At 66.4% G+C, this 26,982-nt stretch carries 26 protein-coding genes; 14 read left to right on the top strand and 12 right to left on the bottom strand.

Going from position 1 to position 26,982, the window contains the following annotated elements; translation table 11 throughout:
* Window positions 1-20: 20 nt before the first annotated feature.
* From E4K09_RS10770 to efp, 4 genes are all read right to left on the bottom strand, one after another.
* Window positions 21-713, bottom strand: coding sequence for an RlmE family RNA methyltransferase (locus tag E4K09_RS10770; protein ID WP_134496772.1), 693 nt, complete (start codon window positions 711-713; stop codon window positions 21-23).
* Complete coding sequence (locus E4K09_RS10765; RefSeq protein ID WP_425293836.1) at window positions 710-1,837, bottom strand: Ppx/GppA phosphatase family protein; 1,128 nt, start codon at window positions 1,835-1,837, stop codon at window positions 710-712. Before E4K09_RS10765 ends, E4K09_RS10770 begins: the two co-directional genes overlap by 4 nt.
* Window positions 1,838-1,956: 119 nt before the next feature.
* Window positions 1,957-3,141 (bottom strand): aminotransferase, encoded by a 1,185-nt coding sequence (locus E4K09_RS10760; RefSeq protein ID WP_134496768.1) that lies wholly within the window; start codon window positions 3,139-3,141, stop codon window positions 1,957-1,959.
* 138 nt (window positions 3,142-3,279) lie between these two features.
* The gene (gene efp, locus E4K09_RS10755; RefSeq protein ID WP_134496822.1) at window positions 3,280-3,846 is read right to left on the bottom strand and encodes an elongation factor P; all 567 of its coding nucleotides are present in this window, start codon (window positions 3,844-3,846) and stop codon (window positions 3,280-3,282) included.
* 142 nt (window positions 3,847-3,988) lie between these two features.
* Between efp and epmA the strand changes: the two genes are divergently transcribed.
* The 3 genes from epmA (at window position 3,989) to E4K09_RS10740 (ending at window position 6,601) form a co-directional block, all read left to right on the top strand.
* Window positions 3,989-5,053, top strand: a complete 1,065-nt coding sequence (gene epmA / locus E4K09_RS10750; protein WP_134496766.1) for an EF-P lysine aminoacylase EpmA — start codon at window positions 3,989-3,991, stop codon at window positions 5,051-5,053.
* Window positions 5,050-6,090 carry a lysine-2,3-aminomutase-like protein gene (locus tag E4K09_RS10745; protein WP_134496764.1) on the top strand — a complete coding sequence of 347 codons (1,041 nt, stop codon included), beginning with the start codon at window positions 5,050-5,052 and terminating at the stop codon, window positions 6,088-6,090. The genes epmA and E4K09_RS10745 overlap by 4 nt, the downstream gene beginning before the upstream one ends.
* Before the next feature lie 133 nt (window positions 6,091-6,223).
* Entirely contained in the window at window positions 6,224-6,601 is a 378-nt protein-coding gene (locus E4K09_RS10740; protein WP_134496762.1) for an SPW repeat protein, read from the top strand.
* A gap of 66 nt (window positions 6,602-6,667) precedes the next feature.
* Here the strand turns inward: E4K09_RS10740 and arfB are convergent, their stop codons facing one another.
* On the bottom strand, window positions 6,668-7,090 hold the full coding sequence (gene arfB, locus E4K09_RS10735) for an alternative ribosome rescue aminoacyl-tRNA hydrolase ArfB (RefSeq protein WP_134496761.1): 423 nt from the start codon (window positions 7,088-7,090) through the stop codon (window positions 6,668-6,670).
* Between the two features lie 155 nt (window positions 7,091-7,245).
* Between arfB and E4K09_RS10730 the strand changes: the two genes are divergently transcribed.
* Complete coding sequence (locus E4K09_RS10730) at window positions 7,246-8,172, top strand: AEC family transporter (RefSeq protein WP_134496758.1); 927 nt, start codon at window positions 7,246-7,248, stop codon at window positions 8,170-8,172.
* A gap of 108 nt (window positions 8,173-8,280) precedes the next feature.
* Window positions 8,281-8,526, top strand: coding sequence for a hypothetical protein (locus E4K09_RS10725; RefSeq protein WP_134496756.1), 246 nt, complete (start codon window positions 8,281-8,283; stop codon window positions 8,524-8,526).
* Window positions 8,527-8,636: 110 nt separating this feature from the next.
* On the opposite strand, the gene dprA is transcribed toward E4K09_RS10725, so the two are convergent.
* The 6 genes from dprA to E4K09_RS10695 all read right to left on the bottom strand — a co-directional run bounded on the left by dprA (window position 8,637) and on the right by E4K09_RS10695 (window position 13,876).
* The gene (gene dprA, locus E4K09_RS10720) at window positions 8,637-9,824 is read right to left on the bottom strand and encodes a DNA-processing protein DprA (protein ID WP_134496754.1); all 1,188 of its coding nucleotides are present in this window, start codon (window positions 9,822-9,824) and stop codon (window positions 8,637-8,639) included.
* Between the two features lie 4 nt (window positions 9,825-9,828).
* Window positions 9,829-10,431, bottom strand: coding sequence for a glycerol-3-phosphate 1-O-acyltransferase PlsY (gene plsY, locus E4K09_RS10715; protein WP_134496752.1), 603 nt, complete (start codon window positions 10,429-10,431; stop codon window positions 9,829-9,831).
* Window positions 10,424-11,734, bottom strand: a complete 1,311-nt coding sequence (locus tag E4K09_RS10710; protein ID WP_425293835.1) for a dihydroorotase — start codon at window positions 11,732-11,734, stop codon at window positions 10,424-10,426. The genes plsY and E4K09_RS10710 overlap by 8 nt, the downstream gene beginning before the upstream one ends.
* 8 nt (window positions 11,735-11,742) lie before the next feature.
* Window positions 11,743-12,690 carry an aspartate carbamoyltransferase catalytic subunit gene (locus E4K09_RS10705; protein ID WP_134496750.1) on the bottom strand — a complete coding sequence of 316 codons (948 nt, stop codon included), beginning with the start codon at window positions 12,688-12,690 and terminating at the stop codon, window positions 11,743-11,745.
* 145 nt (window positions 12,691-12,835) lie between these two features.
* Window positions 12,836-13,561, bottom strand: coding sequence for a Crp/Fnr family transcriptional regulator (locus E4K09_RS10700; protein ID WP_134496748.1), 726 nt, complete (start codon window positions 13,559-13,561; stop codon window positions 12,836-12,838).
* A gap of 54 nt (window positions 13,562-13,615) precedes the next feature.
* A complete protein-coding gene (locus tag E4K09_RS10695) occupies window positions 13,616-13,876 on the bottom strand; it encodes a DUF6894 family protein (protein WP_134496746.1) in 261 nt (86 codons plus the stop codon).
* 118 nt (window positions 13,877-13,994) lie between these two features.
* Here E4K09_RS10695 and E4K09_RS10690 point away from each other — a divergent pair, with 118 nt between their 5' ends.
* The 3 genes from E4K09_RS10690 (at window position 13,995) to E4K09_RS10680 (ending at window position 18,936) form a co-directional block, all read left to right on the top strand.
* Window positions 13,995-15,629: an isovaleryl-CoA dehydrogenase gene (locus E4K09_RS10690; protein ID WP_134496744.1), complete on the top strand. Its 1,635-nt coding sequence runs from the start codon at window positions 13,995-13,997 to the stop codon at window positions 15,627-15,629.
* A 138-nt stretch (window positions 15,630-15,767) separates the two neighbouring features.
* Window positions 15,768-18,434: a type I DNA topoisomerase gene (gene topA / locus E4K09_RS10685; RefSeq protein ID WP_134496742.1), complete on the top strand. Its 2,667-nt coding sequence runs from the start codon at window positions 15,768-15,770 to the stop codon at window positions 18,432-18,434.
* Between the two features lies 1 nt (window position 18,435).
* Window positions 18,436-18,936 (top strand): MgtC/SapB family protein, encoded by a 501-nt coding sequence (locus tag E4K09_RS10680; protein WP_134496740.1) that lies wholly within the window; start codon window positions 18,436-18,438, stop codon window positions 18,934-18,936.
* On the opposite strand, the gene E4K09_RS10675 is transcribed toward E4K09_RS10680, so the two are convergent.
* Window positions 18,933-19,127: a hypothetical protein gene (locus tag E4K09_RS10675; protein WP_134496738.1), complete on the bottom strand. Its 195-nt coding sequence runs from the start codon at window positions 19,125-19,127 to the stop codon at window positions 18,933-18,935. The two genes, E4K09_RS10680 and E4K09_RS10675, sit on opposite strands and share 4 nt — an antisense overlap.
* A gap of 256 nt (window positions 19,128-19,383) precedes the next feature.
* Between E4K09_RS10675 and parE the strand changes: the two genes are divergently transcribed.
* The 6 genes from parE (at window position 19,384) to rpmG (ending at window position 26,843) form a co-directional block, all read left to right on the top strand.
* Window positions 19,384-21,447, top strand: a complete 2,064-nt coding sequence (gene parE, locus E4K09_RS10670; protein WP_134496736.1) for a DNA topoisomerase IV subunit B — start codon at window positions 19,384-19,386, stop codon at window positions 21,445-21,447.
* 77 nt (window positions 21,448-21,524) lie between these two features.
* The gene (locus E4K09_RS10665; RefSeq protein WP_134496734.1) at window positions 21,525-22,280 is read left to right on the top strand and encodes a hypothetical protein; all 756 of its coding nucleotides are present in this window, start codon (window positions 21,525-21,527) and stop codon (window positions 22,278-22,280) included.
* 680 nt (window positions 22,281-22,960) lie between these two features.
* Entirely contained in the window at window positions 22,961-25,279 is a 2,319-nt protein-coding gene (gene rnr / locus E4K09_RS10660) for a ribonuclease R (protein ID WP_244610443.1), read from the top strand.
* Between the two features lie 12 nt (window positions 25,280-25,291).
* Window positions 25,292-25,777, top strand: coding sequence for a DUF983 domain-containing protein (locus E4K09_RS10655; protein ID WP_134496730.1), 486 nt, complete (start codon window positions 25,292-25,294; stop codon window positions 25,775-25,777).
* Window positions 25,749-26,474 (top strand): NUDIX hydrolase, encoded by a 726-nt coding sequence (locus tag E4K09_RS10650; RefSeq protein ID WP_244610448.1) that lies wholly within the window; start codon window positions 25,749-25,751, stop codon window positions 26,472-26,474. The genes E4K09_RS10655 and E4K09_RS10650 overlap by 29 nt, the downstream gene beginning before the upstream one ends.
* A 201-nt stretch (window positions 26,475-26,675) precedes the next feature.
* Window positions 26,676-26,843 (top strand): 50S ribosomal protein L33, encoded by a 168-nt coding sequence (gene rpmG / locus E4K09_RS10645; protein ID WP_047187095.1) that lies wholly within the window; start codon window positions 26,676-26,678, stop codon window positions 26,841-26,843.
* Window positions 26,844-26,982: the final 139 nt, after the last annotated feature.

Below are 26,982 nucleotides of genomic sequence, written 5' to 3'. Positions count from 1 at the left end.
CGCAGGGGCCCCGTTGGGGCTTAAGGCGTCCGGTCTGCCGCACCCCGAAAACCGGTCGCCAGCACGTAGAGTTCCGCCGAATCGGCCCGGCTCGCCGCAGGCTTCACGTGGCGCACCACGGCGAAGTCGCGCTTGAGGTCGTTGAGAAGCTGGTTCTCGGTTCCGCCCTGGAACACCTTCGCCAGAAAGGCGCCGCCCGGCGCCAGGATCTCGCGGGCGAAGTAGATCGCCGCCTCCGCCAGCCCGATGATGCGCAAATGGTCGGTCTTCTTGTGGCCGGTGGTGTTGGCGGCCATGTCGGACATCACCACGTCCGCGGGCCCGCCCAACATCTCGATGAGCTTGCCCGGGGCGCTCTCGTCCAAGAAGTCGAGCTGGATGAACTCCACGCCCGCCATGGGATCGATGGGGAGCAGGTCGATGCCGACGACCTTGCCCTTCTCCCCCACCTTCTTGGCGGCGATCTGCGACCACCCGCCGGGTGCGGCGCCCAGGTCGACGATGCGCTGCCCGGGCTTGAGGATGTGATACTTCTCGTCGATCTCGAGCAGCTTGAAGGCCGCGCGCGACCGGTAGCCCTCCCGCTTGGCGCGGGCGACGTAAGGATCGTTGAGCTGGCGCTCGAGCCATTTCTGCGAGGATAGGGACCGCTTGTTCGCAGTCTTCACGCGCTGCTTGAGGTTGCGGACGCCGGAGCCGGTCTTGGTGGTCACCGTTGGCTTCCCCCCCGCCACACGCTGTCCTCTCTCATCATATTCATCAGAATTCCTTCACGTAAGCCCCGGTCGGCGATGCGCAGGCGATCCGCTGGAAAAGCCCGGCGGATCGCTTCGAGAATGGCGCAGCCCGCCAGGACGAGGTCGGCCCGTTCCCGGCCGATGCATGGGTTCTCGGCCCGCTGCTGGAAATTGGAATGCAGCAGACGGTCCATCACTGTCGAGATCTCTCCGTTGCGCATCCACATGCCATCGACCCGGCGCCGGTCGTACCGGGCGAGCCCCAGGTGGATGCCGCCCACGGTGGTGACGGTTCCCGAGGTGCCGAGGAGATGGAAGTTCCTGGCCCTCCCGGCCTGCGCCGCCACGAGGGCGAAATCGATGAGGAGCTCGGAGACCTCCTCGACCATGCCCTCGAAACTCTCCGGAGTCACGTCCACCCCGCCGTGCCGCTCCGCCAGGGTCACGACTCCGACGGGCAGCGAATCCCAGGCGCGGATGCGCTTGCACGGGTCCGCGAAGGCATGCGGCGCCGGGCCGTCGAGCCACGCGATCTCCGTCGACCCGCCGCCGATGTCGAAGATGATCACCGATTGGGCCTTCGGATCGGCCAGGGCCGCGCAGCCCGTCACCGCCAGATAGGCCTCCGTCTTGCGGTCCACGATCTCGAGGTCGAGGTCGAGATCGCTGCGCACGCGCTCGATGAAGGAAGCGCCGTTCTCCGCGAGGCGGCACGCCTCCGTCGCCACGAGGCGGGCGCGGATCACTTCCTTCGCGATCATCTTGTCACGGCAGACCCGAAGCGCGTCGATGGTGCGCTCGATCGCGTCCTCGCTCAGGGAATTGCCGAGCCCGAGCCCCTCGCCCAGGCGCACGATCCGGGAGAACGCGTCCGTGACACGGAACCCGAAATGCGCAGGCTCCGCGATGAGGAGCCGGCAGTTGTTGGTTCCGAGATCGAGGGCGGCATAGCTTCGGGTCGAACGCCGCCGCGCCTCTCGCCTGCCGGACGGGGCCGATTGTGCGGGGGATTGCCCGGACGACCACGACGCGTCGTTTTCGGCCCCAGGAGATGGGTCCGCGCGTCGATCTTTTACATCGGTCGTCGCATCGACTTTCACGGTCAAACTTGAATCCCTGGGCATTCCAGCGGAATGCCGGTGTTCCGTTTAGAGTAACCATCGCCGCCCGCATCTGCCAAGGGTTGCAACGCAGATTGTGGCCGCCTCCTCCAGAAGCGTCAGAGCGTCAGCCCCTTGAGCCGGTCCGTGAGCGTGGCCAGGACATCGGCCCCGACATTGGCCACCGCGACGCGCAGATGCCCTTCCTGACCCGGGCCGAAATAGCTTCCGGGAAGGCACAGAACGCCCCGTTCGGTCGCCAGCTTCTCCGCAACCGCCTGCGCCTTCGCCCCCGCGAAAGGATGCCGCAGATAGGCGAAATAGGCGCCGACCGACTCGATCCGCCATTCCGGAAGCGGCGCGAGCGCGTCTCGAAATACCTGTGCACGGCGATTGATCTCGGCCCGATTCTCCTCCCGCCACCCGCGCAGGGCTTCGATGGCCCAGGGCAGAACCGCCTGAGCCGCGCGCGGCGGGCAGATCTGAACGCAGTCGAGGATCTTGGCGATCTGCTCGATGAGCGGAGCATCCGCCGTGACGGCTCCCATGCGGTGACCCGGAATCGCATAGGATTTCGAGAAGGAATAGAGCTGGATCACGTTGTCCCGCCACGTATCTGCGGCGAAGAGCCCGTGAGCCCGGTTCATCCCCTGCGGCAGGAAATCGCGGTAAGTCTCGTCGATCACGAGATAAAGGCCGCGCCTGCGGCACAGCTCCGCGAAGGCTTCGATGACGTGGGCCGGGTAGACGGCGCCGGTCGGGTTGTTCGGCGTCACGAGCACGATCGCGCGGACCGTCTCGTCGATCAGCGCCTCGGCATCCTCCACGCGCGGCACGAAGCCGTTGTCCGGCCGGCACGGCAGCGGACGGGGTTCGATGCCGAGCATGTCCAGGCTCATCTGGTGATTGAAGTACCAGGGCGTCGGCAGCAGCACCGCCTGGCCGCGATGGGCCAGCAGCATCATGGCGACGAAGAAGGCCATGTTGCAGCCGGCCGTGATCGCCGTGTCGGCGGATTCGATCCGGCCCTCGTAGAGGCGAGACATCTCGGCCGCATAGGCCTGCCTCAGGCCCGCATCGCCGTTGATGGGCCCGTACTGGGAGGTTCCGGCCTCGCCGGCGGCGGTCGCGAGGCGCTCCAGGAAACCCCCATCGGGGGCGTTGCCGGGGACGGCCTGCGAGAGGTTGATCAGCGGCCCGTAGGACCCGTCATAGCGCCGGGTCCAGCTCTGCGCCTCCGGGATCGGAGGGCTGCCGACATCGGCGACCAGGGGGTTGATGGATGCAAGGGGACCGCTGGCCATGAGGGATCGAGCTCCGGACAAGGAAAAGGCAGGAAACCCGGCGAACCTCCACCGAAATTCCCTGCCCTTCAAGGGTGGTTCGTGGCGCTTTGCTGTCACGGCCGGCACGAGGTCGGCAATGACGTGCGGAAAAGGACCTTAGTCCTTCGCGCGCTCCACGTAGGAGCCGTCTTCCGTCATGATCACGACGCGGGTGCCGGCCTGAATGTGCGGCGGCACCATGGTGCGCACCCCGTTGGACAGCATGGCGGGCTTGTACGAGGAGGACGCCGTCTGGCCCTTCACGACCGGCTCGGTCTCGACGATCTCGAGGGTGACGCGGGCGGGCAGCTCGAGGGCGATCGGCACGCCGTTATGGGTCGAGAGCATCACGGCCATGCCTTCCTGGAGGTAGGGCTTCAGGTCCCCGACGATGTCCTGGGGAACCGCGACCTGCTCGTAGGTCTCCGGGTTCATGAAGTGGAAGCCCTCGCCGTCCTCGTAGAGATAGGTGTGCTCGCGGTCCTCCACGAAAGCGCGCTCGACCTGCTCGGTGGTGCGGTAGCGCTCGGAGACCTTCACGCCGTCGGAGATGCGGCGCATGTCGAGCTGGGTGACCGGCGTGCCCTTGCCGGGGTGGATGTTCTGTGCGGTGAGCACGACATAGAGCTTGCCGTCGATGTCGACGACATTGCCTTTGCGGAGCGTAGAGGCGATGACCTTCACGGGAAGCGTTCCTTGTGACAGATAGAGGCGCGCCGCAGGGCCGGGCAGCCCAGCCCCGGCGGCGCCGAAATTCGGTTTCGCTGCCGCAACTAGCCTATCTCGGCGCAAATCGCCAGCCTGACGTGTTAGGAAGTTCTCCACGATGGAAAACGCCACGCCCGCCCCTTCCCCCTGGTGGACCCCGCATGTCCATGCGGATCGCCGCCCTTTCCTCCTGGGACGGAACCGGATCCAGGCGGCGTTCCGGGGCTTCTTCACGGATCGTGATTTCGTGGAGGTCGACACGGCGACGCTCCAGATCTCGCCCGGCAACGAGGCGCATCTGCACGCCTTCGCAACCGAGGCCATCGGCCCCGGCGGGTCGAAGACGCCGCTTTACCTCCACACCTCGCCCGAATTCGCCTGCAAGAAGCTGCTCGCGGCGGGCGAGACCCGGATCTCATGCTTCGCCCATGTCTACCGCAACCGGGAGCGCGGCCCCCTGCACCACCCGGAATTCACCATGCTCGAATGGTACCGGGCCGGCGAAGGCTACGAGACCCTGATGCGGGATTGCGCCGCCCTCCTAGCCCTGGCGGCGGAGACGGCGGGCACCCGCACCTTCAGCTATCGGGGCCGGCGGGTCGATCCGTTCCAGGAGCCCGAGCGCCTGAGCGTGGCGGAAGCCTTCCGGCGCCATGCCGGGATCGACCTGCTGGCCTCCATCGACGAAAGCGGCGCGACGGACCGCGACCATCTGGCGGCAAGCCTCCGAAGCGCCGGGATGCGGGTCGCGGATGACGACACCTGGTCCGACCTGTTCAGCCGCGTCATCGTGGAGCGGGTCGAGCCGCGGCTCGGCCTCGGCCGCGCCACGATTCTCGACGAATACCCGGTGGCGGAGGCGGCCCTCGCCCGGCGCTCCGTCCGGGACCCGCGCGTGGCCGAACGGTTCGAGCTCTATGCCTGCGGCGTGGAGCTGGCGAACGCCTTCGGCGAGCTCACCGATCCCGACGAGCAGCGTCGGCGGTTCGAGGCGGAGATGCGCGAGAAGATGCGGGTTTACGGAGAAAGCTATCCTGTGGACGAGGATTTCCTGGCCGCCCTGGGCCATATGCCCGAAGCGAGCGGCATCGCGCTCGGCTTCGACCGGCTCGCGATGCTGGCCACCGGGGCGTCGCGCGTCGATCAGGTGATCTGGGCCCCGGTGCCGGAGACAGGCCATTGAGCACCCTTCGCACCCCGGCCGAGCTGGCCGAAGCCGGGCTGATCGCGCCCGAGCGGCTGGCCGAGATCGAACGCGTGGCCGGGCGCTACGCCGTCGCGATCAGCCCCGCCATGGCCGACCTCATCGACCGGGCCGACCCGAGCGATCCGATCGCCCGCCAGTTCGTGCCCGACGCCGCAGAACTCGCGACCACGCCCGAGGAGCGCCAGGACCCCATCGGCGATCTCGCCCATTCCCCAGTCGAGGGCATCGTGCACCGCTATCCCGACAGGGTGCTGCTGAAGGCCGTGCATGTGTGCCCGGTCTATTGCCGGTTCTGCTTCCGCCGCGAGATGGTGGGGCCTCAGGGTCTCGGCACCCTCACGCCCGAGGCGCTCGAGAAGGCTTTCGCCTATATCGCCGACCATCCTGAAATCTGGGAGGTGATCCTCACCGGAGGCGACCCGCTGGTACTCTCGGCCCGGCGCCTGTCCGAGCTGATGCGGCGGCTCTCCGTCATCGATCACGTGAAGGTCGTCCGTTTCCACACCCGCGTCCCGGCGGTCGAGCCGCACCGGATCGACGAGAGCCTCATCGCGGCCCTCAAGGCGAGCGGCAAAATTGTCTACGTGGCGCTGCACGCCAACCATCCGCGCGAGCTCACGCCCGAGGCCCGCGCCGCCTGCGCCCGGCTCGTGGATTCCGGCATCGTCATGCTCAGCCAGTCGGTGCTGCTCAGGGGCATCAACGACGATCCGGACACCCTGGCCGCCCTCATGCGCGCCTTCGTGGAAACGCGCATCAGGCCCTATTACCTGCACCACCCGGACCTCGCTCCCGGCACGGGCCATTTCCGCCTGTCCCTGGAGGAAGGCCGCGCCCTGGTGGCGGGTTTGCGCGGGCGCATCTCGGGGCTCTGCCAGCCGACCTACGTGCTCGACATCCCGGGCGGCTATGGCAAGGCCGTGATCGCTCCCGATACGGTCAAACAGCAGGACGGCTGCTGGACGGTGTCGGATTTCCGGGGCGGTGAACACGCCTATCCGCCCGAGCATTAGCAGCGATTGCAGGTTTTGGTTGTAGATCCTGTCGATTTCTCGCAGTCGGATATGAAACGGCGGAACAAGCCGGGCGGCGTGTCTCTTTTCCTTTTGCATGGCGAACGATGCAACACCCGGAAGGAGTAGTCTCATGCGTTTCGTCTCCACCCGCATCCACGGCGTCATGGATTACCTGGTCGGCCTGTTGCTGACCGTGGTCCCGTATCTGCTGGGCTTTGCCGACGGCAGCGCCGCGCAATGGATCCCGATCATCCTCGGCGTCGCCATTCTGGGCATGGCGCTCATGACGGATTTCGAACTCTCGGTGGTCCGGCTGATTCCCATGCCGGTGCATCTGGGCATCGACGTCGCGGGCGGCCTTCTGCTCCTGGCCTCGCCCTGGCTCTTCGGCTTCGCCGACCGGGTCATGTGGCCCCACGTCATCGTCGGCATCCTGGAGGTCGGCCTTGCCCTCACAACGCGCACCGTACCGGATAGGGCGGAGGTCAGTCTGGGCCGGTACAGCTGACCCGATGCCCTCGTAAAGCATCGGATCGACACCGAAAGTGCCAATCCACTGTTCTCGTCCGACGCGCTAGTCGAAGGCCGGCTTGGACGTCCTGCCCTTCTTGATCTCCGAACGGCGCCCCTTCGCCTCCAGCCTGCGCTTCTTGGAAGCGAGGGTCGGTCTCGTCGGACGCCGCGGCTTCGGGCGCTCGGTCGCCTGACGGATCAGCTCCACGAGGCGGGCCACCGCGTCCTCCCGGTTGCGCTCCTGCGTGCGGAACCGCTGGGCCGTGATCACCAGCACGCCGTCATTCGTCAGCCTCTTTCCGGCGATCCGCTCCAGGCGCGTCCTGACATCGTCCGGCAAGGACGGAGAGTTGCGCACGTCGAAGCGCAGCTGGACGGCGGATTCCACCTTGTTGACGTTCTGCCCGCCGGGCCCCGAGGCGCGGATGAAGCTCTCCTGAAGCTCGGCCTCATCGAGCGCGATGGTGTTCGTCACCTGGATCATACGGACCTCGAGCGGGACAGGACGAAAAGGAAGTGGAGCGCGAGCGCGTCCTGTCCAATGAGCGCTCGACCGGCGCTTGTCGACCTCGGGTTTAGGCTTTAAGCGGCTTTTGCTCCTCCTTTTGCCGGGCATCGCCCGGTCACACAAGCGCTCCCATGTCCGCCGTTCTCGCCAGCCTCATTCCGACGTTCCTGATCATTGCGACGGGCTGGCTGTGCCGCACCACGAATTTCGTGAACGACCAGCAATGGGCCGGGCTCGAACGGGCCACCTACGTGATCTTCTTCCCGGCGCTAATCATCGACACGCTCGCCCGGGCGGATCTCGGATCCGTTCCCGTCCTCGGCGTCGGCGGAGCGCTCGTCGGGTCCATCCTGCTCATGGCGGGCCTCATGCTCCTGCTGCGCCCCGTCCTGGCGCGCTACGCCGCTGTCGACGGCCCGAGCTTCACCTCGATCTTTCAGGGCGCCACGCGCTGGAACACCTTCGTGGCCCTGGCCGTCGCCGGAAGCCTATTCGGCCAGCGCGGCATCGCGCTCATCGCGGTGGCCATCGCCGCCATGGTGCCGCTCCTGAACCTTCTGGCCGTCTATGTGTTCATCCGCTTCGCGGGCAGGCCCCGGCAAAGTCCCTGGGAGATCCTGCGCTCCTTCGCGACGAATCCGTTCATCTGGTCCTGCGCCGTGGGCCTTGCGCTCAACCTGCTCGTGCCGCCGCTGCCGAAGCCCGTCGCCTCCTACATCGACCTGATGGGGCGCGCCTCGCTGGCGGCAGGACTTCTGATCGTAGGAGCGGGCCTCGACATTCGGCGGCTCGCCAGGCCCGGGCTGCCTCATGCCCTCTCGACGGCCTGCAAACTGGCCCTCATGCCGGTTCTCGCCGCGACCTTCGCCCATCAGGCGGGCGTGGGCGGCGACGATCTGGCCGTCACGATCATCGCCGCCTCCGTCCCGTCCGCGGCCGCAGGCTACGTGCTGGCGCGGCAGATGGGCGGGAACGCTCCCTTGATGGCGGAGATCCTGACCCTGCAAACCCTGCTGGCGCTGGCGTCGATGCCGCTCATGATCTCCCTTCTTGGTTGATCCTTTGGCTGGGCAGTACAACTGTAAGTTAAAACTTATACTCTTGTAACATTTTCAGTTGTAAGGATAATGGGGGATCGACTGAACCAGAGACACAGCCTCATCTCCATGTCCAAACCCCCGCGCCGAGTCCATGCCGCTCCCTCGCCCCATGACCAGGAGGCCGACGCCCCGGCTGGTGGCGTTCGCGAGGACGGCATGAGCGCGCTCGAGACGGCGCAGTACATCGCCGAGTTCACGGCGGAGCTGTCCTATCTTGCACGGCAGACGAGGCTGGATCTGTTGGCCTATATCCTGGACATGGCCAGGCTCGAGGCCGCGCGGGTCGTCCAGGCCGGCAAGCGGAAGCAATAAGCATCGGACGAGAAAAGTGGACCTGCACCTTTTGGGATCGATCCGATGCATTCATCTTGAATTGAGAGCATCGTTCGGGCGAACCCAGAGGGCCGCATGACGCTCTCGAATTAGCGGCTTGCGATCAGCGATACGGCGTTGCCCCCATGGCGTTCCAGACGACCTGCGATCTCGAGTTCGAGCAATGCGGTCTGAACGGTACGGATCGGCAATCCGGACTGGCGGACGAGATCGTCGACGGCAACCGGCGAAGGTCCGAGAAGGGCGATGAGCCCCGCGGCCGAATCCGCGCGCTCCTCGTCGATTCCCGCGGCGGGCGAAACGGAGCCGGTGGGAGCCCGGGGGATTTCCGGCAGATCCAGCTCGTCCCACAATTCCTCGACATCCAGGAGATGGCGAGGCTCCTCGGCCCCCGTCTCGTTCTGCGGACCCGATGCGATCAGCGGCTCGAGAACGCTCGTGACGTGCTCGACGCCCGCGCACAGGGTGGCTCCCTGGCGGATGAGGTCGTTCGTGCCCTCGGCGCGCGGGTCGAGGGGCGATCCCGGAACCGCGAAGACCTCCCGCCCCTGTTCCAGGGCGAAGCGGGCGGTGATGAGAGAACCGGATTGGCGTGCCGCCTCGACGATCACGACACCATAGGACAGGCCGGAGATGATGCGGTTGCGGCGCGGGAAATCGCGCCCGCGCGGTTCCCAGCCCATCGGCATCTCCGATACCACGGCCCCGCCGCGCTCCACGATGGCCCGCAGGAGCGGTTCGTTCTCCGACGGATAGACCTTGTCCAGGCCGCCTGCGAGCACCGCGACGGTGCCGGTGTCCAGGGTGGCCCTGTGCGCCCGGGTGTCGATGCCCCGCGCCAGCCCCGACACGACCACGTAACCCGCGTCGCCCAGCTGCCGCGACAGGCGTTCGGCGAAGGCGAGCCCCGAGGCCGAAGCATTGCGGGAGCCCACCATGCCCACACAGGGCCGTGCGAGCACATCCGTGGAGCCGCGCACGCCGATCAGCGGCGGAGCGGTATCCACGGCCTGGAGCGTCTTGGGATAGTCCGGCTCGCCCATGGCGATGAAGCGCACCCCGAGACGAATCGCGGCGGCCATCTCCTTTTCGGCCTCCGCGCGGCTCATGACCTTCAGCGCGGGGCGTCCGCCGCGCCGTGCGAGATCCGGCAGGGCCTCGAGGGCCGCGGACGCGCCGCCGAACCGGTTGATGAGGGTGCGGAACGTGCGCGGCCCGACGCTGTCCGACCGGATCAGGCGGAGCCAGTCGAGGCGCTGCTCATCCGTCAGGTTCACGGCTTCAACCCTTCTGACCGATCTTGCCTTCGGTTCCGTCAAGCAGGCGGCTGATGTTGTCGCTGTGCTTCCACCAGAGCAGGGCCACGAGAATCACCGTCATGGCCGCCACGGCGGGCGCGTCGAGAAGCCACAGGACCACCGGCGTCGCGGCGGTGGCGACGAGCGCCGAGAGGGACGAATAGCGCGATGCGAAGGCGACACCCAGCCAGATCGCCGCGAAGATCAGCGCGGCGATCCAGTTCAGGCCGATCAGCACGCCGATGAAGGTGGCCACGCCCTTGCCGCCCTTGAACTTCAGCCACACGGGATAAAGATGGCCCAGGAAAGCTCCGAGGGCGGCGAGCGTCGCGAATTGCTCGCCCCAGCGGGCCATGACCAGCACGGCGACCGTGCCCTTGAGGGCGTCGCCCACCAGGGTCGCGGCCGCCAGTCCCTTGCGGCCGGTGCGCAGAACGTTGGTCGCGCCGATATTCCCGGAACCGACCTTACGGATGTCCCCCACGCCCGCCATGCGGGTGAAGATCACGCCGAACGGGATCGAGCCCAGCAGGTAGCCGAAGGCCAGGGCCGCGAGCAGGTACAGCATGTTCACTTCTTCAGGCATTCGCTTCCGGCCCCATCGCGCGTCGGTCGAACACGATCCTGCCCGCAACCATCGTGATCGTCACCTGCCCTTCCAGGCGGGCTTCGTCGAAAGGTGAGTTCTTGGACAGGGACTTCAGGTCCCGCTTGTCGAGCACGTAAGGCGCATCGGGATCGAACAGGATGAGGTCGGCGGGGGCGCCGATCTTCAGCCTGCCGGACGGCAACCCTAGGATTTCCGCGGGTTTGGTGGACATCGCCCGCAGGAGCTTCGGGAGGGATAAGCGGTCCGAATGCACGAGCCGGAGCGCCGCCGAAAGCAGCGTCTCGAGCCCCACCGCCCCGTCCGCGGCCTCGGCGAAGGGCAGGCGCTTGTTCTCCACATCCTGTGGATTGTGGTCCGAGACGATCACGTCGACGGTGCCGCTGGCGAGGGCCTCGATCACCGCCTGGCGGTCGTCCTCGTGCCTCAGGGGCGGCGAGAGCTTCAGGAAGGTGCGGTAATCGCCGATGTCGTTCTCGTTGAGCGACAGGTGGTTGATGGAGACACCGCAGGTCACCGGCAAGCCCCTCGCCTTCGCGGCCTCGACGATTTCGGCCGAATCGGCGGTGGAGATCATGGCCGCGTGGTAGCGCGCGCCGGTGAGGCGCACGAGGCGCATGTCGCGCTCCAGCATGATCGTCTCGGCCTCGCGCGGAATGCCCGGAAGCCCGAGGCGCGCGGAGAACTCGCCCTCGTTCATCACGCCCTGCCCCACGAGATTCGGATCTTCCACATGGTGGACGATGAGCGCATCGAAATCGCGGGCATAGGTGAGCGCCCGGCGCATCACCTGCGCGTTTGTGACGGAACGCGCGCCATCCGTGAACGCGATCGCGCCGGCCTCCTTCAGGCGCCCGATCTCCGCCATCTCCTCGCCCTTGAGGCCCTTGGTGAGAGCCGCGGCAGGCAGGATATTCACCACGGAGGTGTCGCGCGCCCGGCGCACGATGAAGTCGATCACCGCCGGATCGTCCAGAACCGGGCTCGTGTCCGGCATGGATACCACGGTGGTCACGCCGCCGGCGGCCGCCGCCTCCCCGGCGCTTTTGAGCGTCTCGCGGTAGGGCCCGCCCGGCTCGCCGATGAAGGCGCGCATATCGATGAGACCGGGGCTCAGCACCTGGCCGCCGCACTCGATCACGTCGGCATCGGATACGTCGGTCAACTGCGGCCCGAGATCCTGGATCACGCCGTCGCGGACGAGAAGCCCGCCCTTGCTCTCCCGACCCGTATCGGGATCGACGAGGCGAGCGTTCTTGAAGAGAAGAGGTTTCATGCCCATCGCGCGTCTCACCCGTTCGGCAGATGGCTCGCGAGAGCCTCGATCACCGCCATCCGGACGGCCACGCCCATCTCGACCTGCTCGCGGATCAGCGATTGCGCGCCGTCGGCCACGTCGGAGGAAATCTCCACGCCCCGGTTCATCGGTCCGGGATGCATCACCAGCGCGTCGGGCTTGGCGTAGGAGAGCTTCTCCTGATCGAGACCGTAGAACCGGAAATACTCCTTCACGGAGGGCACGAAGGAGCCGTTCATGCGCTCGCGCTGGAGGCGCAGCATCATGACGATGTCGGCCCCTTCCAGCCCCTTGCGCATGTCGGTGAAGGTCGGAAAGCCGAGCCGCGCGATGCCGGGGGGCAGCAGGTTCGTGGGCGCGACGAGGCGCACCTGCGCGCCCATGGCGGCGAGCAGGATCATGTTGGAGCGCGCCACGCGCGAATGCAGGATGTCGCCGCAGATCGCCACGATGAGACCGTCGATCCGCCCCTTGTTGCGGCGGATCGTGAGCGCATCGAGAAGCGCCTGGGTCGGATGCTCATGGGCGCCGTCGCCCGCATTCACCACCGCGCAATCGACCTTCTGCGCGAGCAGGTGCACCGCGCCCGCAGCATAGTGGCGCACCACGATGATGTCGGGCCGCATGGCGTTGAGCGTCGCGGCCGTGTCGATGAGCGTCTCGCCCTTTTTCACGGAGGAGGACGCCACCGCCATGTTCATCACGTCGGCGCCCAGGCGCTTGCCGGCGATCTCGAAGGAGGATTGCGTGCGGGTCGAGGGCTCGAAGAAGAGGTTGATCTGCGTGCGCCCCCGGAGGGTCGTCTTGCGCTTCTCGACCTGGCGGCTCACCTCGACCTGGCTGTCGGCGAGGTCGAGCAGGGCCTGAATATCCAAAGGGGACAGCCCCTCGATTCCGAGGAGATGCCGGTGGGGAAATACGGATCGGGGGGTGTCTGTCATCTTAAAGCCATCGCTATAGGCGCAGCGAAGGGAAGCAGCAAGCGCCGATCTGTCCACGGCCGGCGCAGCTCCCAGGAATCGAACCGGACCAGCTCAGCCAGGGCGTGGGACGGCGGTGACAGGAACAAAGCACAAGGTGAGCGTGTCAATCCCGCTCGAGCTTCTGATCCATATGGAGGTAGTCGGGACTGTACTGCCCCTCTTCGCGGAGGCGGGCCAGATCGTTGATGATCAGGAGCTTCCCACGGGAGGTGATCAGCCCATCCCCCCGGAGGTCCTGCAGAACCCTGTTGACGTGAACGGTACTCATGCCGAACGCATCACCGAGCTCCTCCTGCGTCGCTGGCAGTTCGTAGCTGTCGTCGTTCGCCAGACCCACTGCGCCGAGGCGGTCGTTCAGCTCGCAGAAAAAGTGTGCCAGGCGCGCGCGGGCATCCATCCGTCCGAGCGTGGTCAGCCAGGTCCGATGGACGGCTCCATCCACCAGCGTGGTATGCCAGAGCACACGCGTAAGGTGCGGAAAGTGCTTCGTGATCTCCTTCAGGTCCCTATGAGCGACCTCGGCGACCCTGCACGTCGCGACCGCCGCAACTCCATCGTCCATCTTCTTGAGCACGAAGCTGTGCAGATCCGCGAAGTCGCCAGGCACGTGAAAGGCCGTGATCTGCCGCCGTCCATCGAGCGAATGGTTGTGGCGGCTCGCGAAGCCATCGAGGATGAGACTGCTGTGCGAAGGGGTGCTGCCCTCGGGCACGATGGTCTCATGCGGACCGAAGATCGTCGTCCGGGAGGTGATCCGTTGGAGAACCTCCTTTTCCTCGTCCGTGAGAGGACCATGCCGTTCAAGTCTACCGATCAGGGGATTCGACATGGCCTGCCCTTCTCGGGATGGGGAGCCTTCCAATGCTAGACCATCGGTCGAATCCTAGCAATGCAACGCTTGGTAGAGACGCGGGGGCAGCGCTTCGATGAAGGGAACCCTCATCAATTCCCGTCCCGTCGCATCCGTGATGACGAGGGCGTCGTCGAGCCAGTCATCTCTGCCGTACCTGATCGCTTCCCCGACGAGGTCCCGGATGCCGTGAAGGGCCCACGCCCGTGCGGCACCGAGATCGGGAAGTTCAACACCTTCCGTATCCTCAATAAGCTGGCCGCCTTGCCTGATATGCATGAAGTACCGAGGCATGCAGCCCAACCGGAAAGCCTTTTGATTGTTCCTTTGCGGCCACGCCCATTCCTGGAGCGACGCCGCCCCTGTTTCGGCGCTAATATCGAGCCGAGCAGCTCTATCGGGAGCGGCAGCCATGCCATCGTCGGGAACACATGACGTTTTCAACCAGACCCCGCCCTTCGGCGATGCGAACCTGATCGCCGGGGACAAGCCGCTCCTCGACGCTCTCAGGAGCAGCGGCCTGGATCCCGAGGCCGAGGGGCTGATCGCCTTCGGGGCGGCCTGGGGCAGCGCGGAACGGCTCGATCTCGGGCGGCTCGCCAACGAGAACCCGCCGAAGCTGCGCACGCACGACGCGAGGGGCTACCGGATCGACGCGGTGGAATTCCACCCGGCCTATCACGCGCTCATGCGGGCCAGCATGGCGGACGGGCTCCATTGCTCGACCTGGGACGAACCCGGGAGCGGACACGAGCACGTGGCCCGCGCCGCCCGGATCCACGCCGTGGCGGGCGTCGAATGCGGCCATGTCTGTCCCGTCACCATGACCCACGCCTCGGCGGCGGCGCTCGCGGCCGCGCCGAATCGGCTGGGGGAGTGGCTGCCGAGGATCCGCTCGCGGAACTACGATTCGCGCTTCATCCCATTCTGGGAGAAGAATGCGGTCACCCTCGGCATGGGCATGACGGAGAAGCAGGGTGGAACGGACGTGCGCGCCAACAGCACCCGGGCCGTCCCGGCGGCCGGAGACGAATATGCGCTCACGGGCCACAAATGGTTCATGTCCGCTCCCATGTGCGACGCCTTCCTGGTTCTCGCCCAGGCTCCCGGCGGCCTCACCTGCTTCCTCGTGCCACGCTTCCGTCCGGACGGCTCTCTCAACGGCCTGCGCCTGCAGCGCCTGAAGGACAAGCTGGGGAACCGCTCCAACGCCTCCTCCGAGGTCGAGTTCGCTGACGCTTTCGGCTGGCGTATCGGCGAGGAAGGCGCGGGCGTGCGCACCATCATCCCCATGGTCCAGCTCACGCGCCTCGACTGCGCGGTCGCCTCGGCCGGGCTCGTGCGCATGGGCCTGACGCTCGCCCTGCACCACGCACACCACCGAAGCGTCTTCCAGAAGAAGCTCATCGATCAGCCGGCCATGCGGGCGGTGCTGGCGGACCTTGCCCTGGAGAGCGAGGCCATGACGGCGCTCGCGCTCCGCACCGCCCGCAGCTTCGATCTCGCGCCGCAGGATCCGCAGGAGGCGGCCTTTGCCCGCCTCATCACGCCTGCGGCCAAGTTCGGCATCTGCAAGGCGGCGCCCCGGCTCCTCTACGAGGCCATGGAGAGCCTTGGCGGCAACGGCTATGTGGAGGAGAGCCCCCTGCCCCGCCTCTATCGGGAGGCTCCGGTGAACGCGATCTGGGAAGGGTCCGGGAATGTGATCGCCCTCGACCTGCTGCGGGCGGAGAGCCGGGAGCCGGAGCTCGCGGCCTCCGTCCTCGACCGCCTCATGGCGGATGCCGGAGCCCTGCCGGGAGCGTCGGACGCGGCCCGGGACGTCGTCCTCGCCCTTCAGTCGCCGGACGCCGAGGCCAGGGCCCGGTTCATCGCTGAGCGGCTCTTCACCCTGGCGGCGGCGGCGGCCCTGGCCCGTTCGGCCCCCGCCCCGATCACCGAGAGCTATGCCCTGACGCGACTCACGCAGCCCGCCCGCATCACGGGAGCCAACGACCTCGCGGAGGCCGTGAACCCCTTGCTGGAGCGGGCCTTCGCCACCATGTAACAGGTAAGGCGCGACGGCCGATTTGACTTGTCTTCAAGGATCAACCACTTATCGCGCCTCTGACGGCCGGATCCGACCGTCGCCTCCGATCATCCAAACTTTGAGCATCCGCTCGCGGCCATCTACGGGAAGTCGTCCATGAAAGTCGTCGTCGTCGAGTCGCCTGCAAAGGCCAAGACGATCAACAAATACCTCGGCAAGGACTACGAGGTCCTGGCCTCCTTCGGGCATATCCGCGATCTGCCCGCCAAGGACGGCTCGGTCGACCCGGATGCCGATTTCCGCATGATCTGGACGCTCGAGGACAAGGGCTCGAAGCGGGTCTCCGAGATCGCCAAGGCGATCAAGGGAGCCGAAAAGCTCATCCTGGCCACCGACCCGGATCGCGAGGGCGAGGCGATTTCCTGGCACGTGGTCGAGGCGCTGCGCGAAAAGCGCGCCCTCAAGGACCTGCCGATCGAGCGCGTGACCTTCAACGCCATCACCAAGGACGCGGTGCAGACGGCGCTCCGTCAACCGCGCGAGATCGATCAGGCGCTCGTCGACGCCTACATGGCCCGCCGCGCCCTCGATTATCTGGTGGGCTTCACCCTCTCGCCCGTTCTCTGGCGCAAGCTGCCCGGAGCCCGCTCGGCCGGCCGCGTGCAATCGGTGGCGCTTCGCCTCGTCTGCGACCGCGAGCTGGAGATCGAGACCTTCAAGCCGCGCGAATACTGGTCGCTGATCGCCACGCTCGCCACCAAGGACGGCGGCGTGTTCGACGCGCGCCTCGTGGGCGCCGACGGCAAGAAGATCCAGCGCCTCGACATCGGCAACGGCAAGGACGCGGAGGCCTTCAAGAAAGACCTGGAGCTGGCGACCTTCTCGGTGGCGAACATCGAGGCCAAGCCCGCCAAGCGCCACCCCTACCCGCCCTTCACCACCTCGACCCTGCAGCAGGAGGCCTCGCGCAAGCTGGGCCTTGCGCCGGCGCAGACCATGCGGATCGCGCAGCGCCTCTACGAGGGCGTCGACATCGGCGGCGAGACGGTAGGCCTCATCACCTATATGCGAACCGACGGCGTCGACATGGCGCCGGAAGCCGTGCAGGCCGCCCGCCGGGTGATCGGCAAGGAATACGGCGACCGCTACGTGCCCGCAGCGCCGCGCAAGTACTCGACCAAGGCCAAGAACGCCCAGGAAGCGCACGAAGCCATCCGCCCGACGGACATGGGCCGGCTGCCCAAGATGGTCGCGAAGTACCTGGAGCCGGAGCAGGCCCGCCTCTACGACCTCATCTGGACCCGCACCCTGGCGAGCCAGATGGAATCGGCGGAGCTCGAGCGCACCACCGCCGACATCCTGGCCCAGGTGGGGCCCCGCAAGCTCGACCTTCGCGCCACCGGTCAGGTAGTCAAGTTCGACGGGTTCCTCACGCTCTACAACGAGAGCAAGGACGACGAGGCGGACGAGGACGAAGGCCGCCTGCCCCCCATGAAGGCGGGCGATCCCCTGGAGAGGCGCCGCATCAACGCGAGCCAGCACTTCACGGAGCCGCCGCCGCGTTATTCGGAGGCCTCCCTCGTGAAGCGCATGGAGGAGCTCGGCATCGGCCGTCCCTCGACTTATGCCGCCGTGCTGCAGACCCTGCGCGACCGCGAATACGTGAAGATCGAGAAGAAGCGCCTCGTTCCCGAGGACAAGGGCCGGATCGTCACGGCCTTCCTGGAGAGCTTCTTCCGGCGCTACGTGGAGTACGACTTCACGGCGGACCTGGAGGAACAGCTCGACCGGGTCTCGAACAACGAGATCGACTGGAAGCAGGTGATGCGCGAGTTCTGGCGCGACTTCTCGGCCGCCATCGGCGAGACCAAGGAGCTGCGCACCACGGAGGTGCTCGACGCGCTCAACGAGCTGCTCGGACCGCACATCTTCCCGGACAAGGGTGACGGCTCGAACCCGCGCACCTGCCCGAATTGCGGCACGGGCCAGCTCTCGCTCAAGCTCGGCAAGTTCGGCTCGTTCATCGGCTGCTCGAACTACCCCGAGTGCAAATACACCCGCCAGCTCGCCGCGTCCGGCGTCGAGGGCGATGGCGAAGGCTCGTCCGAGAACGGCGGCACGCCCGGCGTGAGGGTTCTGGGCGACGATCCAGAGACGGGCCAGCAGGTCACCCTGCGCGACGGCCGCTTCGGCCCCTTCGTGCAGCTCGGCGAGGGCGAGAAGCCCAAGCGCTCCTCCCTGCCCAAGGGCCTGGCCCCGTCGCAGGTGGATCTGGACAAGGCGCTCAAGCTCCTGTCGCTGCCGCGCCAGGTCGCGACGCACCCGGAAACCGGCGAGCCGATCCTGGCGAGCATCGGGCGCTACGGGCCGTACGTGCAGCACGGCAAGACCTACGCCAATCTTGGACCGGGCGACGACGTGCTGGAGATCGGCGCGAACCGCGCCATCGATCTGATCGTCACGAAGGAAAGCGGCGGCGGCAACGCCCGCCGGGCCGCCGATCCGGGCCGGCCTCTGGGCGACGACCCGGAATCGGGCAAGCCCATCGTGGTGAAGGCGGGACGCTTCGGCCCCTACGTCACCGACGGTGAGACCAACGCCACCCTGCCACGGGCCATGGCTGCGGAGGCGGTCACTCTCGACGAGGCGATCGAGCTTCTGAAGGCCCGCCGGGCCGCCGGACCGGCGAAGAAGCCCGGGCGTGGCCGCAAGGCGCCGGCCAAGAAAACGGCGGCCAAGAAAGCTCCGGCCAAGAAGGCTCCGGCCAAGAAGGCTCCAGCAAAGAAGACCGTGGCTAAAAAGGCCGCGAAAGCGGCTGAATAAGATGGGAGAGTGGCTGTCCTGGGTCCTGGTGGACCGCGCCGACGAGATCGAGATTCTGCTCCGCCTCTGCGTGGCGGCGATTGCCGGCATGGCGGTCGGGCTGAACCGGGATATCCACAACAAGCCCATCGGCATGCGAACCCTGGGCCTCGTGGCGTTGGGCTCCGCCACGGTGATCCTGTCGGGATCGGTCTATGAGGGGCTGCATTTCGGGCAGGATGCGGTCAGCCGCGTGGTTCAGGGCATCCTGACGGGCCTCGGCTTCCTCGGAGCGGGCGCGATCATCAAGGCACGGGACGGCACGGAGGTCCAAGGCCTGACCACCGCGTCGACGGTGTGGATCGCGGCGGCTCTGGGTGTGACGGCGGGCCTCGGGGCTTGGTTCATCACGATTGCCGGAACCGTGATGACGCTGTTTGTCTTGACCTTCGGCAAGCCATTGGAAAACTGGCTCACCACGCTCTTTACCGGCCGTACCAAGACCGTCCAGGACGAGGACTAGTTGAACGGAAACGCGAAGCCGAGGCCGAGCGCGGCAACCGCGGCGATGGAGAGCCACAGCAGGCTCGAGCCGAGGGTCCCGCTCCTGGCGGACGGAGCCGCGTCGGGCTCGTCGAAGGCGAACGCCTCTCCGGCGGTGCGCGCCGCACGGTCCAGGTGAAGCTTCTGAGCCGGTCCTATCGTCGTACGCATCGTCGCCTCGTTCTCAATCAAGCCGTTAAGCTATGCTTAAACAGCCAACGTGAATGGTAACTAAACAGTTCCTTGTGACAGGTGAAAGACATCCTTTAGAGGCAGGCGGGATACTGACCGAACGGGGGTTCCCAAGGCGCAGTTTTTGTGGCTTGTGACCCCAAGCCGCCTTCCTGTTTCCGTTTTGTTCTCGTATAAAAACGGAATGAGAAATAGTGTAAACAAACGCGAATCATCGAAACGGACCAAGGTCCCAATGGATAACGACGATCTCTTCGGGGGCGCCGCCGCCAAGCGCGCCGCGCCTGCAGCGGCCAGAACCGCTGCCGTGAAAGCCTCCCGCGCCGCGCCCGCGCCCCAGCAGGGCACGCCGGGCGAGGCAGGCTATGACGCGTCCGCCATCGAGGTGCTGGAGGGGCTGGAGCCCGTCCGCCGCCGCCCGGGCATGTATATCGGCGGCACAGACGAGAAGGCCCTGCACCACCTCTTCGCCGAGGTGATCGACAACTCCATGGACGAGGCGGTGGCGGGCCACGCCACCTTCATCGAGGTGGAGCTGGAGGAAGGCGGCTGGCTGTCCGTTACGGACAACGGGCGCGGCATCCCGGTCGACCCGCATCCGAAATTCCCGAAGAAATCGGCGCTCGAGGTCATCATGACCACGCTGCACGCGGGCGGCAAGTTCGACTCGAAGGTCTACGAGACCTCCGGCGGCCTGCACGGCGTCGGCGTGTCGGTGGTCAACGCGCTCTCGGAAACCCTCGAGGTCGAGGTCGCGCGTGGCCAGCAGCTTTACCGGCAGGTCTTCGCCCGCGGCCTTCCCCAGGGCAAGCTCGAGACCGTGGGCCGTGTGCTCAACCGGCGCGGCACCAAGGTGCGGTTCAAGCCCGACTGGCAGATCTTCGGCAAGGACGCCCATTTCCAGCCCCGCCGCCTGTTCAAGATGGCGCGCTCGAAGGCCTATCTCTTCGGCGGCGTCGAGATCCGCTGGAAATGCGCCCGGTCCCTGATCGAGGGCATCGAGAACGTTCCGGCGGAGGCGGTCTTCCGGTTCCCGAACGGCCTCAGGGACTACCTGCTCCACGACATCGACGGGAAGGACCTGGTCACGGACCAGATCTTCGCCGGCAAGATCACCAAGCCCGGCAGCCACGGCTCCCTGGAATGGGCGGTCGCCTGGATGTCGAACGAGGACGGGTTCTCCACCTCTTACTGCAACACCGTGCCCACCCCCGAAGGCGGCACGCACGAGAACGGCCTGCGCATCGCGCTCCTGCGCGGCCTGCGCGATCACGCGGAGCGCGTCGGTCAGCAGAAGCGCATGGCGGCGGTCACCACCGACGACGTGATGGCGACCTGCGCGTCCATGCTGTCCGTGTTCATCCGTGAGCCGGAATTCCAGGGTCAGACCAAGGACAAGCTCGCCACCGTGGAGGCGGGCCGCATCGTCGAGAACGGCATCCGCGACACTTTCGACCATTGGCTCGCCGCCTCGCCGCAGCAGGCCAACAAGCTCCTGGACTGGGTGATCGACCGAGCCGAGGAGCGTCTGCGCCGCCGCCAGGAGAAGGAGGTCGCCCGCAAGACCGCCACCCGCAAGCTGCGCCTGCCCGGCAAGCTGGCGGATTGCTCCAACGCGGGCGCCAAGGGCTCCGAGCTCTTCCTCGTCGAGGGCGACTCGGCCGGCGGCTCCGCCAAGCAGGCGCGCGACCGCGCCACCCAGGCCGTGCTTCCGCTGCGCGGAAAGATCCTGAACGTGGCCTCGGCCGGCCGCGACAAGCTGCACCAGAACCAGCAGATCTCGGATCTCGTCCAGGCGCTCGGTTGCGGGACGGGCTCGCAGTACCGCGAAACCGACCTTCGCTACGAGAAGGTCATCATCATGACCGACGCGGACGTGGACGGGGCGCATATCGCGACGCTGCTCATCACGTTCTTCTACCGGCAGATGCCCAAGCTCATCGACGGCGGTCACCTTTATCTCGCGGTGCCGCCGCTCTACCGCCTCAGCCAAGGCGCGAAGTCGGCCTATGCCCGCGACGAGGCCGATCGCGACCGGCTCCTGAAGACGGTGTTCAAGGGCTCCGGCAAGGTCGAGATCAGCCGCTTCAAAGGCCTGGGCGAAATGCTGCCGGGCCAGCTGAAGGAGACCACCATGGACCCGAAGAAGCGCCTGCTTCTGAAGGTGGTGGTGGAAGCCGACGACCGGCCGGATGCCAACGACGCCGTCGAGCGCCTGATGGGCAACAAGCCGGAAGCCCGCTTCGCCTTCATCCAGGAACGCGCCGCCTTCACGGACGAGGCGGACCTGGATATCTGAGCATCGAAGCACCCGTGTCCGAGCGCGAAAGACGATGAAGGTCGTCTGTCGCGAGCGGATCCTGGAAAGAAGTCCGCGTGCCGGTCCACCTTATCGACTTACAGAAGCGCCCCGATCTGGCCGGACCGGCCGACGCGCTGGTCGCTTCCGTCTGGCCGATCTTCGTCCTCAAGGATCAGGTGGCAGGACGCTATTGGCACCAGCTTTACTCGATGCCTGTTGCCGCTTTCCAGACGGTGGCTGTCGAGACGATCGACACGGTCGAGCACGTGGTCGGCTTTGCGAATGCGATACCCTTCGCATGGGACGGCCTAGAGACGTCCCTGCCCGATGAAGGTTGGGATGCCGTTCTTCGCAATGGCATGGAATGCCTGCTCAAGGGAGGACGGGCCAACACCCTGTCGGCCCTTTCCATCACGGTTCGTCCGGACAAGCGGGGATCAGGTCTGGCCGAGCGTCAGATCGAGGCGATGAAGGCCTCTGCCGCTGCGGCCGGCCTGAACGCCATGGTGGCTCCGGTACGACCGACGCGGAAGGCGCATTATCCGTTGCAGCCCTTCGAGGAATACTGCTCCTGGAGGCGCCCGGACGGCCTTCCCTTCGACCCCTGGATCCGGACCCACCAGCGCCTGGGCGCGCATATCGTCAAGATCGCACCGCGCTCCATGGTGATCGAGGCTCCGGTCGAGGCTTGGGAAAGCTGGACAGGCATGACCTTTCCGGCAACAGGCCGTTACTGGGTTTCGGGCGCCCTCGCGCCTATCGAGATCGACCTGGACACGGGCAGGGGCCTCTATGTGGAGCCCAACCTGTGGATGCGCTATTTCCTGTAGCGCATGCGCCGGTTCATCGGGGTGGAACGCTTCATGGGCCACATCCAGATGCCCGGAACAAGCGCAGCCTTTAGAACCATCCCGCGAGCATGATACGCGACGGAGGACTTCGCCGCGCATGTTGGAGGACCACGTCGAATGTTCCGCAGGATCGCCGATGCGCGTCGCCGGCGTTGTGCCGGTAACCTCGATATGATGAGCCGACGGCACATCTCTTGCACGGGGTAGCTCGGATCAGCCCCGTCATAGACCCTGAGGACTCACTCCATCCGGGACCCGCGGATGGCGCTCCACAGGCCCGTTGCACCATGGATGCCCCAAACCTCGATCTTCAGGCTGCCGCCAATCGTAAACGGCCTTCCCGTATGGATGGTTCTTCAGAACGATCCATAGGTTTATCAATCACTTACATCCGTCATGAAACTTTTTTGAACATTTCTTCAAAAAAGTTGGAACCAACCTCGAACCCAGCCGTTGATAGGCATCACCGGCCCAATCTGCCCCCACGGGCCGGTCCCTCACAAGGCTCCGCGAGGAGCCTTTTTTTTTGCCGCGAACGGCCGCTATTGCCGTGATGGATCCATGCGGCGTCTCGCGCGTCATTCCACAGGCGGGCCTCCCGGACTAGCCGCGGCCGAGCTTGCATGCGACAAGACCTGACGAACGCAACGAGTTTTCCCTTGCCCAAACGTTCCAAAGCTCATTCATCCTCCGCTCTCCCCACTCGGGAGGATCTCGTCGCCTTCATTGCGGAAACCCCCGGCAAGGTCGGCAAGCGCGAGATCGCGCAGGCCTTCAACATCAAGGGCGGCGACCGGATCTGGCTCAAGCAGATGCTCAAAGAGCTGGAGGACGAAGGCGCGGTCAGCCGCCGCGGCAAGCGTGTCCACAAGGCGGGCCAGCTGCCACCGATGGTCCTGGCCGACATCGTCAAACGGGACCGTGACGGCGAGCTGATCGCCGTTCCGACCGAGTGGGACGAGGAGGAGCACGGCTCCGTCCCCACCATCATCATCCTGCCCGCGCGCAAGCCGAAGCCCGGCGCGCCGGTGGCCGGTGTGGGCGACCGGGCGCTGCTGCGGGTCGATCCGCTGAAGGCGGGCGACATCCACCGCTACGCGGGCCGCGTCACCAAGATCATCGCCAAGAAGCAGGCGCAGGTGCTCGGCATCTTCCGCGCCCTGCCGGAGGGCGGCGGGCGCCTCGTTCCCGTCGACAAGAAGTCCCGCGGCGACGAGCTCCAGATCAACCCCGGCGACGAGAACGGCGCGCAGGACGGCGATCTCATCGCCGCATCCATCGTCAAGCACGGCCGCTTCGGGCTCCCCCACGCGAAGGTCAAGGAGCGGCTCGGCTCCGTGAAATCCGAGAAGGCCGTGAGCCTCATCGCGATCTTCGCCCACAACATCCCGAACGAGTTCCCGAAGGCCGTCATCGACGAGGCGGAGGCCGCCAGGCCCGCCGCCCTCGAAGGACGCGAGGATTGGCGCGAGCTGCCGCTCATCACCATCGACCCGGCGGATGCCAAGGACCACGACGACGCGGTTCACGCGGCTCCGGATCCCGATCCGAACAACGCGGGCGGCTACATCCTCACCGTCGCCATCGCCGATGTTGCGGCCTATGTCAGGCCCGGCTCCGCCATGGACCGGGAGGCGCAGGAGCGCGGCAACTCGGTCTATTTCCCCGACCGGGTCGTGCCCATGCTGCCGGAGCGGATCTCCAACAACCTCTGCTCGCTGCGCCCGCGCGAGGATCGCCCTGCCCTCGCGGTCCGCATGGTGATCGGCCCCGACGGCCGAAAACTTCGCCATTCGTTCCACCGCATCATGATGCGCTCGGCGGAAAAGCTCTCCTACAGCCAAGCGCAGGCCGCCATCGACGGCAGGCCGGACGAGGTGGCGAAGCCCATCCTCGACACGATCCTCAAGCCCCTGTGGGCAGGCTACGCGCTGGTGAAGAAGGCGCGCGACATCCGCGAGCCGCTCTATCTCGACCTGCCCGAACGCAAGATCGTGCTGAAGGACGACGGTACGGTGGACCGCGTGTTCGTGCCCGAGCGGCTCGAAGCCCACAAGCTCATCGAGGAATTCATGATCCTCGCCAACGTGGCGGCCGCGGAGTCCCTTGAGAAGGTGCCGTCCGACTTGATCTACCGGGTTCACGACGAGCCGTCGCTCGAGAAGATGCGCTCCTTGAGCGAAGTGCTCGCCTCCATCGGCCTGAAGCTGCCCACGCAAGGAGCGCTCAAGCCGGAGCTGTTCAACCGGATCCTTCGCAGCGTCGACGGCACCGAGCACCAGCTCTTCATCAACGAGGTGGTGCTGCGCTCGCAGTCCCAGGCCGAGTATTCGGCGGAGAATTACGGGCATTTCGGCCTCAACCTGAAGCGCTATGCGCATTTCACCTCCCCCATCCGCCGCTACGCCGATCTCATCGTGCACCGGGCCCTGATCACCGGGCTGAAGCTCGGCAAGGACGGGCTGCCGCCGGACACCACCCGCGCGGAGCTGATCGAGATCAGCGCCAAGATCTCGGCGGCGGAGCGGCGCGCCATGGCGGCGGAACGTGAGACAATCGACCGCCTGATCGCGCACTTCCTTGCCGACCGGATCGGGGCCACATTCGATGGACAGATCTCGGGAGTCACGAAGGCGGGCCTCTTCATCAAGCTCTCCGAAACCGGCGCGGACGGCTTCGTACCGGCGGCGACCATCGGGGACGACTATTATCGCTTCGACGAGAAGACCCATTCGATGCGCGGCGAGCACACGGGCGAGACCTACCGCCTCGGCGACAAGGTGGAGGTGAAGCTGGTGGAAGCAGCACCCGTTGCCGGCGCGCTGCGGTTCGAACTGCTCACGAAGGGCCGCTTCACGGGCAAGACGGGCAGCCGGAAGGGTGCGAAACGTCCCTCGCGCGGAGCCAAGAAGGCCACGAAGGCGCCTGCGGGCCGCGCTCCCACCCGTGTGAAGGTGAAACGGCGCGGCCGCGCCTGACAGGAAACGACCATGCCCCTGACCATGCGAACGAGCCCTCCTGCGGCGGAGGACGTGGCCACCCTGCCCGCCATGAAGCGCGGCTTTCGCGGCCGTTGCCCCGCCTGCGACCGGGGCCGCCTCTTCGGCCGGTTCCTGAAGGTGGCGGATCGCTGCGAGGCCTGCGGCACGGAATTCCACCATCACCGAGCCGACGACCTGCCGCCTTATCTGGTGATCTTCGTCGTCGGCCACCTCGTCGGCTACGGGATCTTCATGACGGAGACCAAGCTGGAGATGCCCCTGTGGGCGCATCTGGCGATCTGGCCGCTCCTGACCGTCGTCCTGTCGCTGCTGCTGCTCCAGCCCGTCAAAGGGGCTGTCGTGGGGCTTCAATACGCGCTAGGAATGCACGGCTTCGGCGTGGCCCGCCAGATGAAGAATGAACAGACGGAGAATGCGGGTGACGGACGCGCGGACATTGACCGGGATGGACACGCTGGTCGCTCGCGAGCGTAACGCGAGCCTTCCCACGCTTCGTCCCGTCGACGCCTCGACCCTCATCATTATGGACCGGAGGGCCAAGCCCCTCAAGATCCTCATGGGCCGTCGCCACGACGGCCACAGGTTCATGCCCGGCAAATTCGTGTTTCCGGGCGGCCGCATCGAGGCCGGCGACCGTTCCATGACGGTGGCCGGGGCCCTGCATCCGCGCGCGGAGCAGGCCCTCATGGCACGGGTCACGCGCCCGTCCGTCCAGCGCAGCCGGGCGCTGGCGCTCGCCGCCATCCGCGAGACCTTCGAGGAAACCGGCCTGCTGCTCGGCACCCGGGATTACGGCAGCCCCGAATCCGTGCCCGCCGGCACGCCTTGGGAAGCCTTCCGCGAGCATGGGGTGTTCCCGGACCTGGAAGCGCTGCATTTCATCGGCCGGGCCATCACGCCGCCGAAGCGGGTCAAGCGCTTCGACACCCGTTTCTTCGCCGTCGACCGGACCGCCATCGCCCGGGAGGTGGAAGGCGCCGTGGGGCCCGATTCCGAACTCGTCGAGCTGGCCTGGGTGACCATGGCCGAGGCGAGAAGGCTCGATCTTCCCCCGATCACGGGCGTGCTGCTCGGTGAGCTGGAAGCCCGAATCGCGGCCGGCTTCAGCCCCCAGCTCCCGGTGCCGTTCTTCTACCAGAAGCGCGGCCATTTCGTGCGGGAGCTGCTGTAGGTTCCCTGTCGGTCTCCCCAGGGCCCGGGCAGGCCCGGCCATGGTGGAAAGATGTCATCCTTCCCGCCCAACCCTTGACGGAAGCGCCATAATCGGGCATGGGAACCTCACGATTTTCCGGCCGGGTTCGCCCGGCCTTTGCGTTTCGGCCACGCCGCGGGGCCAACCGAGCGCGTTGAAACCGAACAAGAGGTCCAACCCATGGCCAAAGCCGCAACGATCAAAGTGAAGCTCGTCTCCACCGCCGACACGGGCTATTTCTACGTCACCAAGAAGAACTCCCGTACGATGACCGACAAGCTGTCGCTCAAGAAGTACGATCCCGTCGCGAAGAAGCACGTGGAGTTCAAGGAAGCCAAGATTAAGTAAGCTTCCTGCAAAACAAGCGCAGAAACGAAAAGCCGTCCCTCGTCGGGGCGGCTTTTCGTTTCTAGGGGGTCTCCGGCTCACAAAAGCGGAGCTGCGGAATTGCGGAGGAACGGAGGGTTTCTCGAACCGCGAGCGATGT

It is taken from the genome of Microvirga pakistanensis (assembly GCF_004458765.1).
Lineage (GTDB): Bacteria > Pseudomonadota > Alphaproteobacteria > Rhizobiales > Beijerinckiaceae > Microvirga > Microvirga pakistanensis.
Note: the sequence above shows the minus strand (reverse complement) of the source record. Positions and strands in the feature narration are given on the sequence as shown.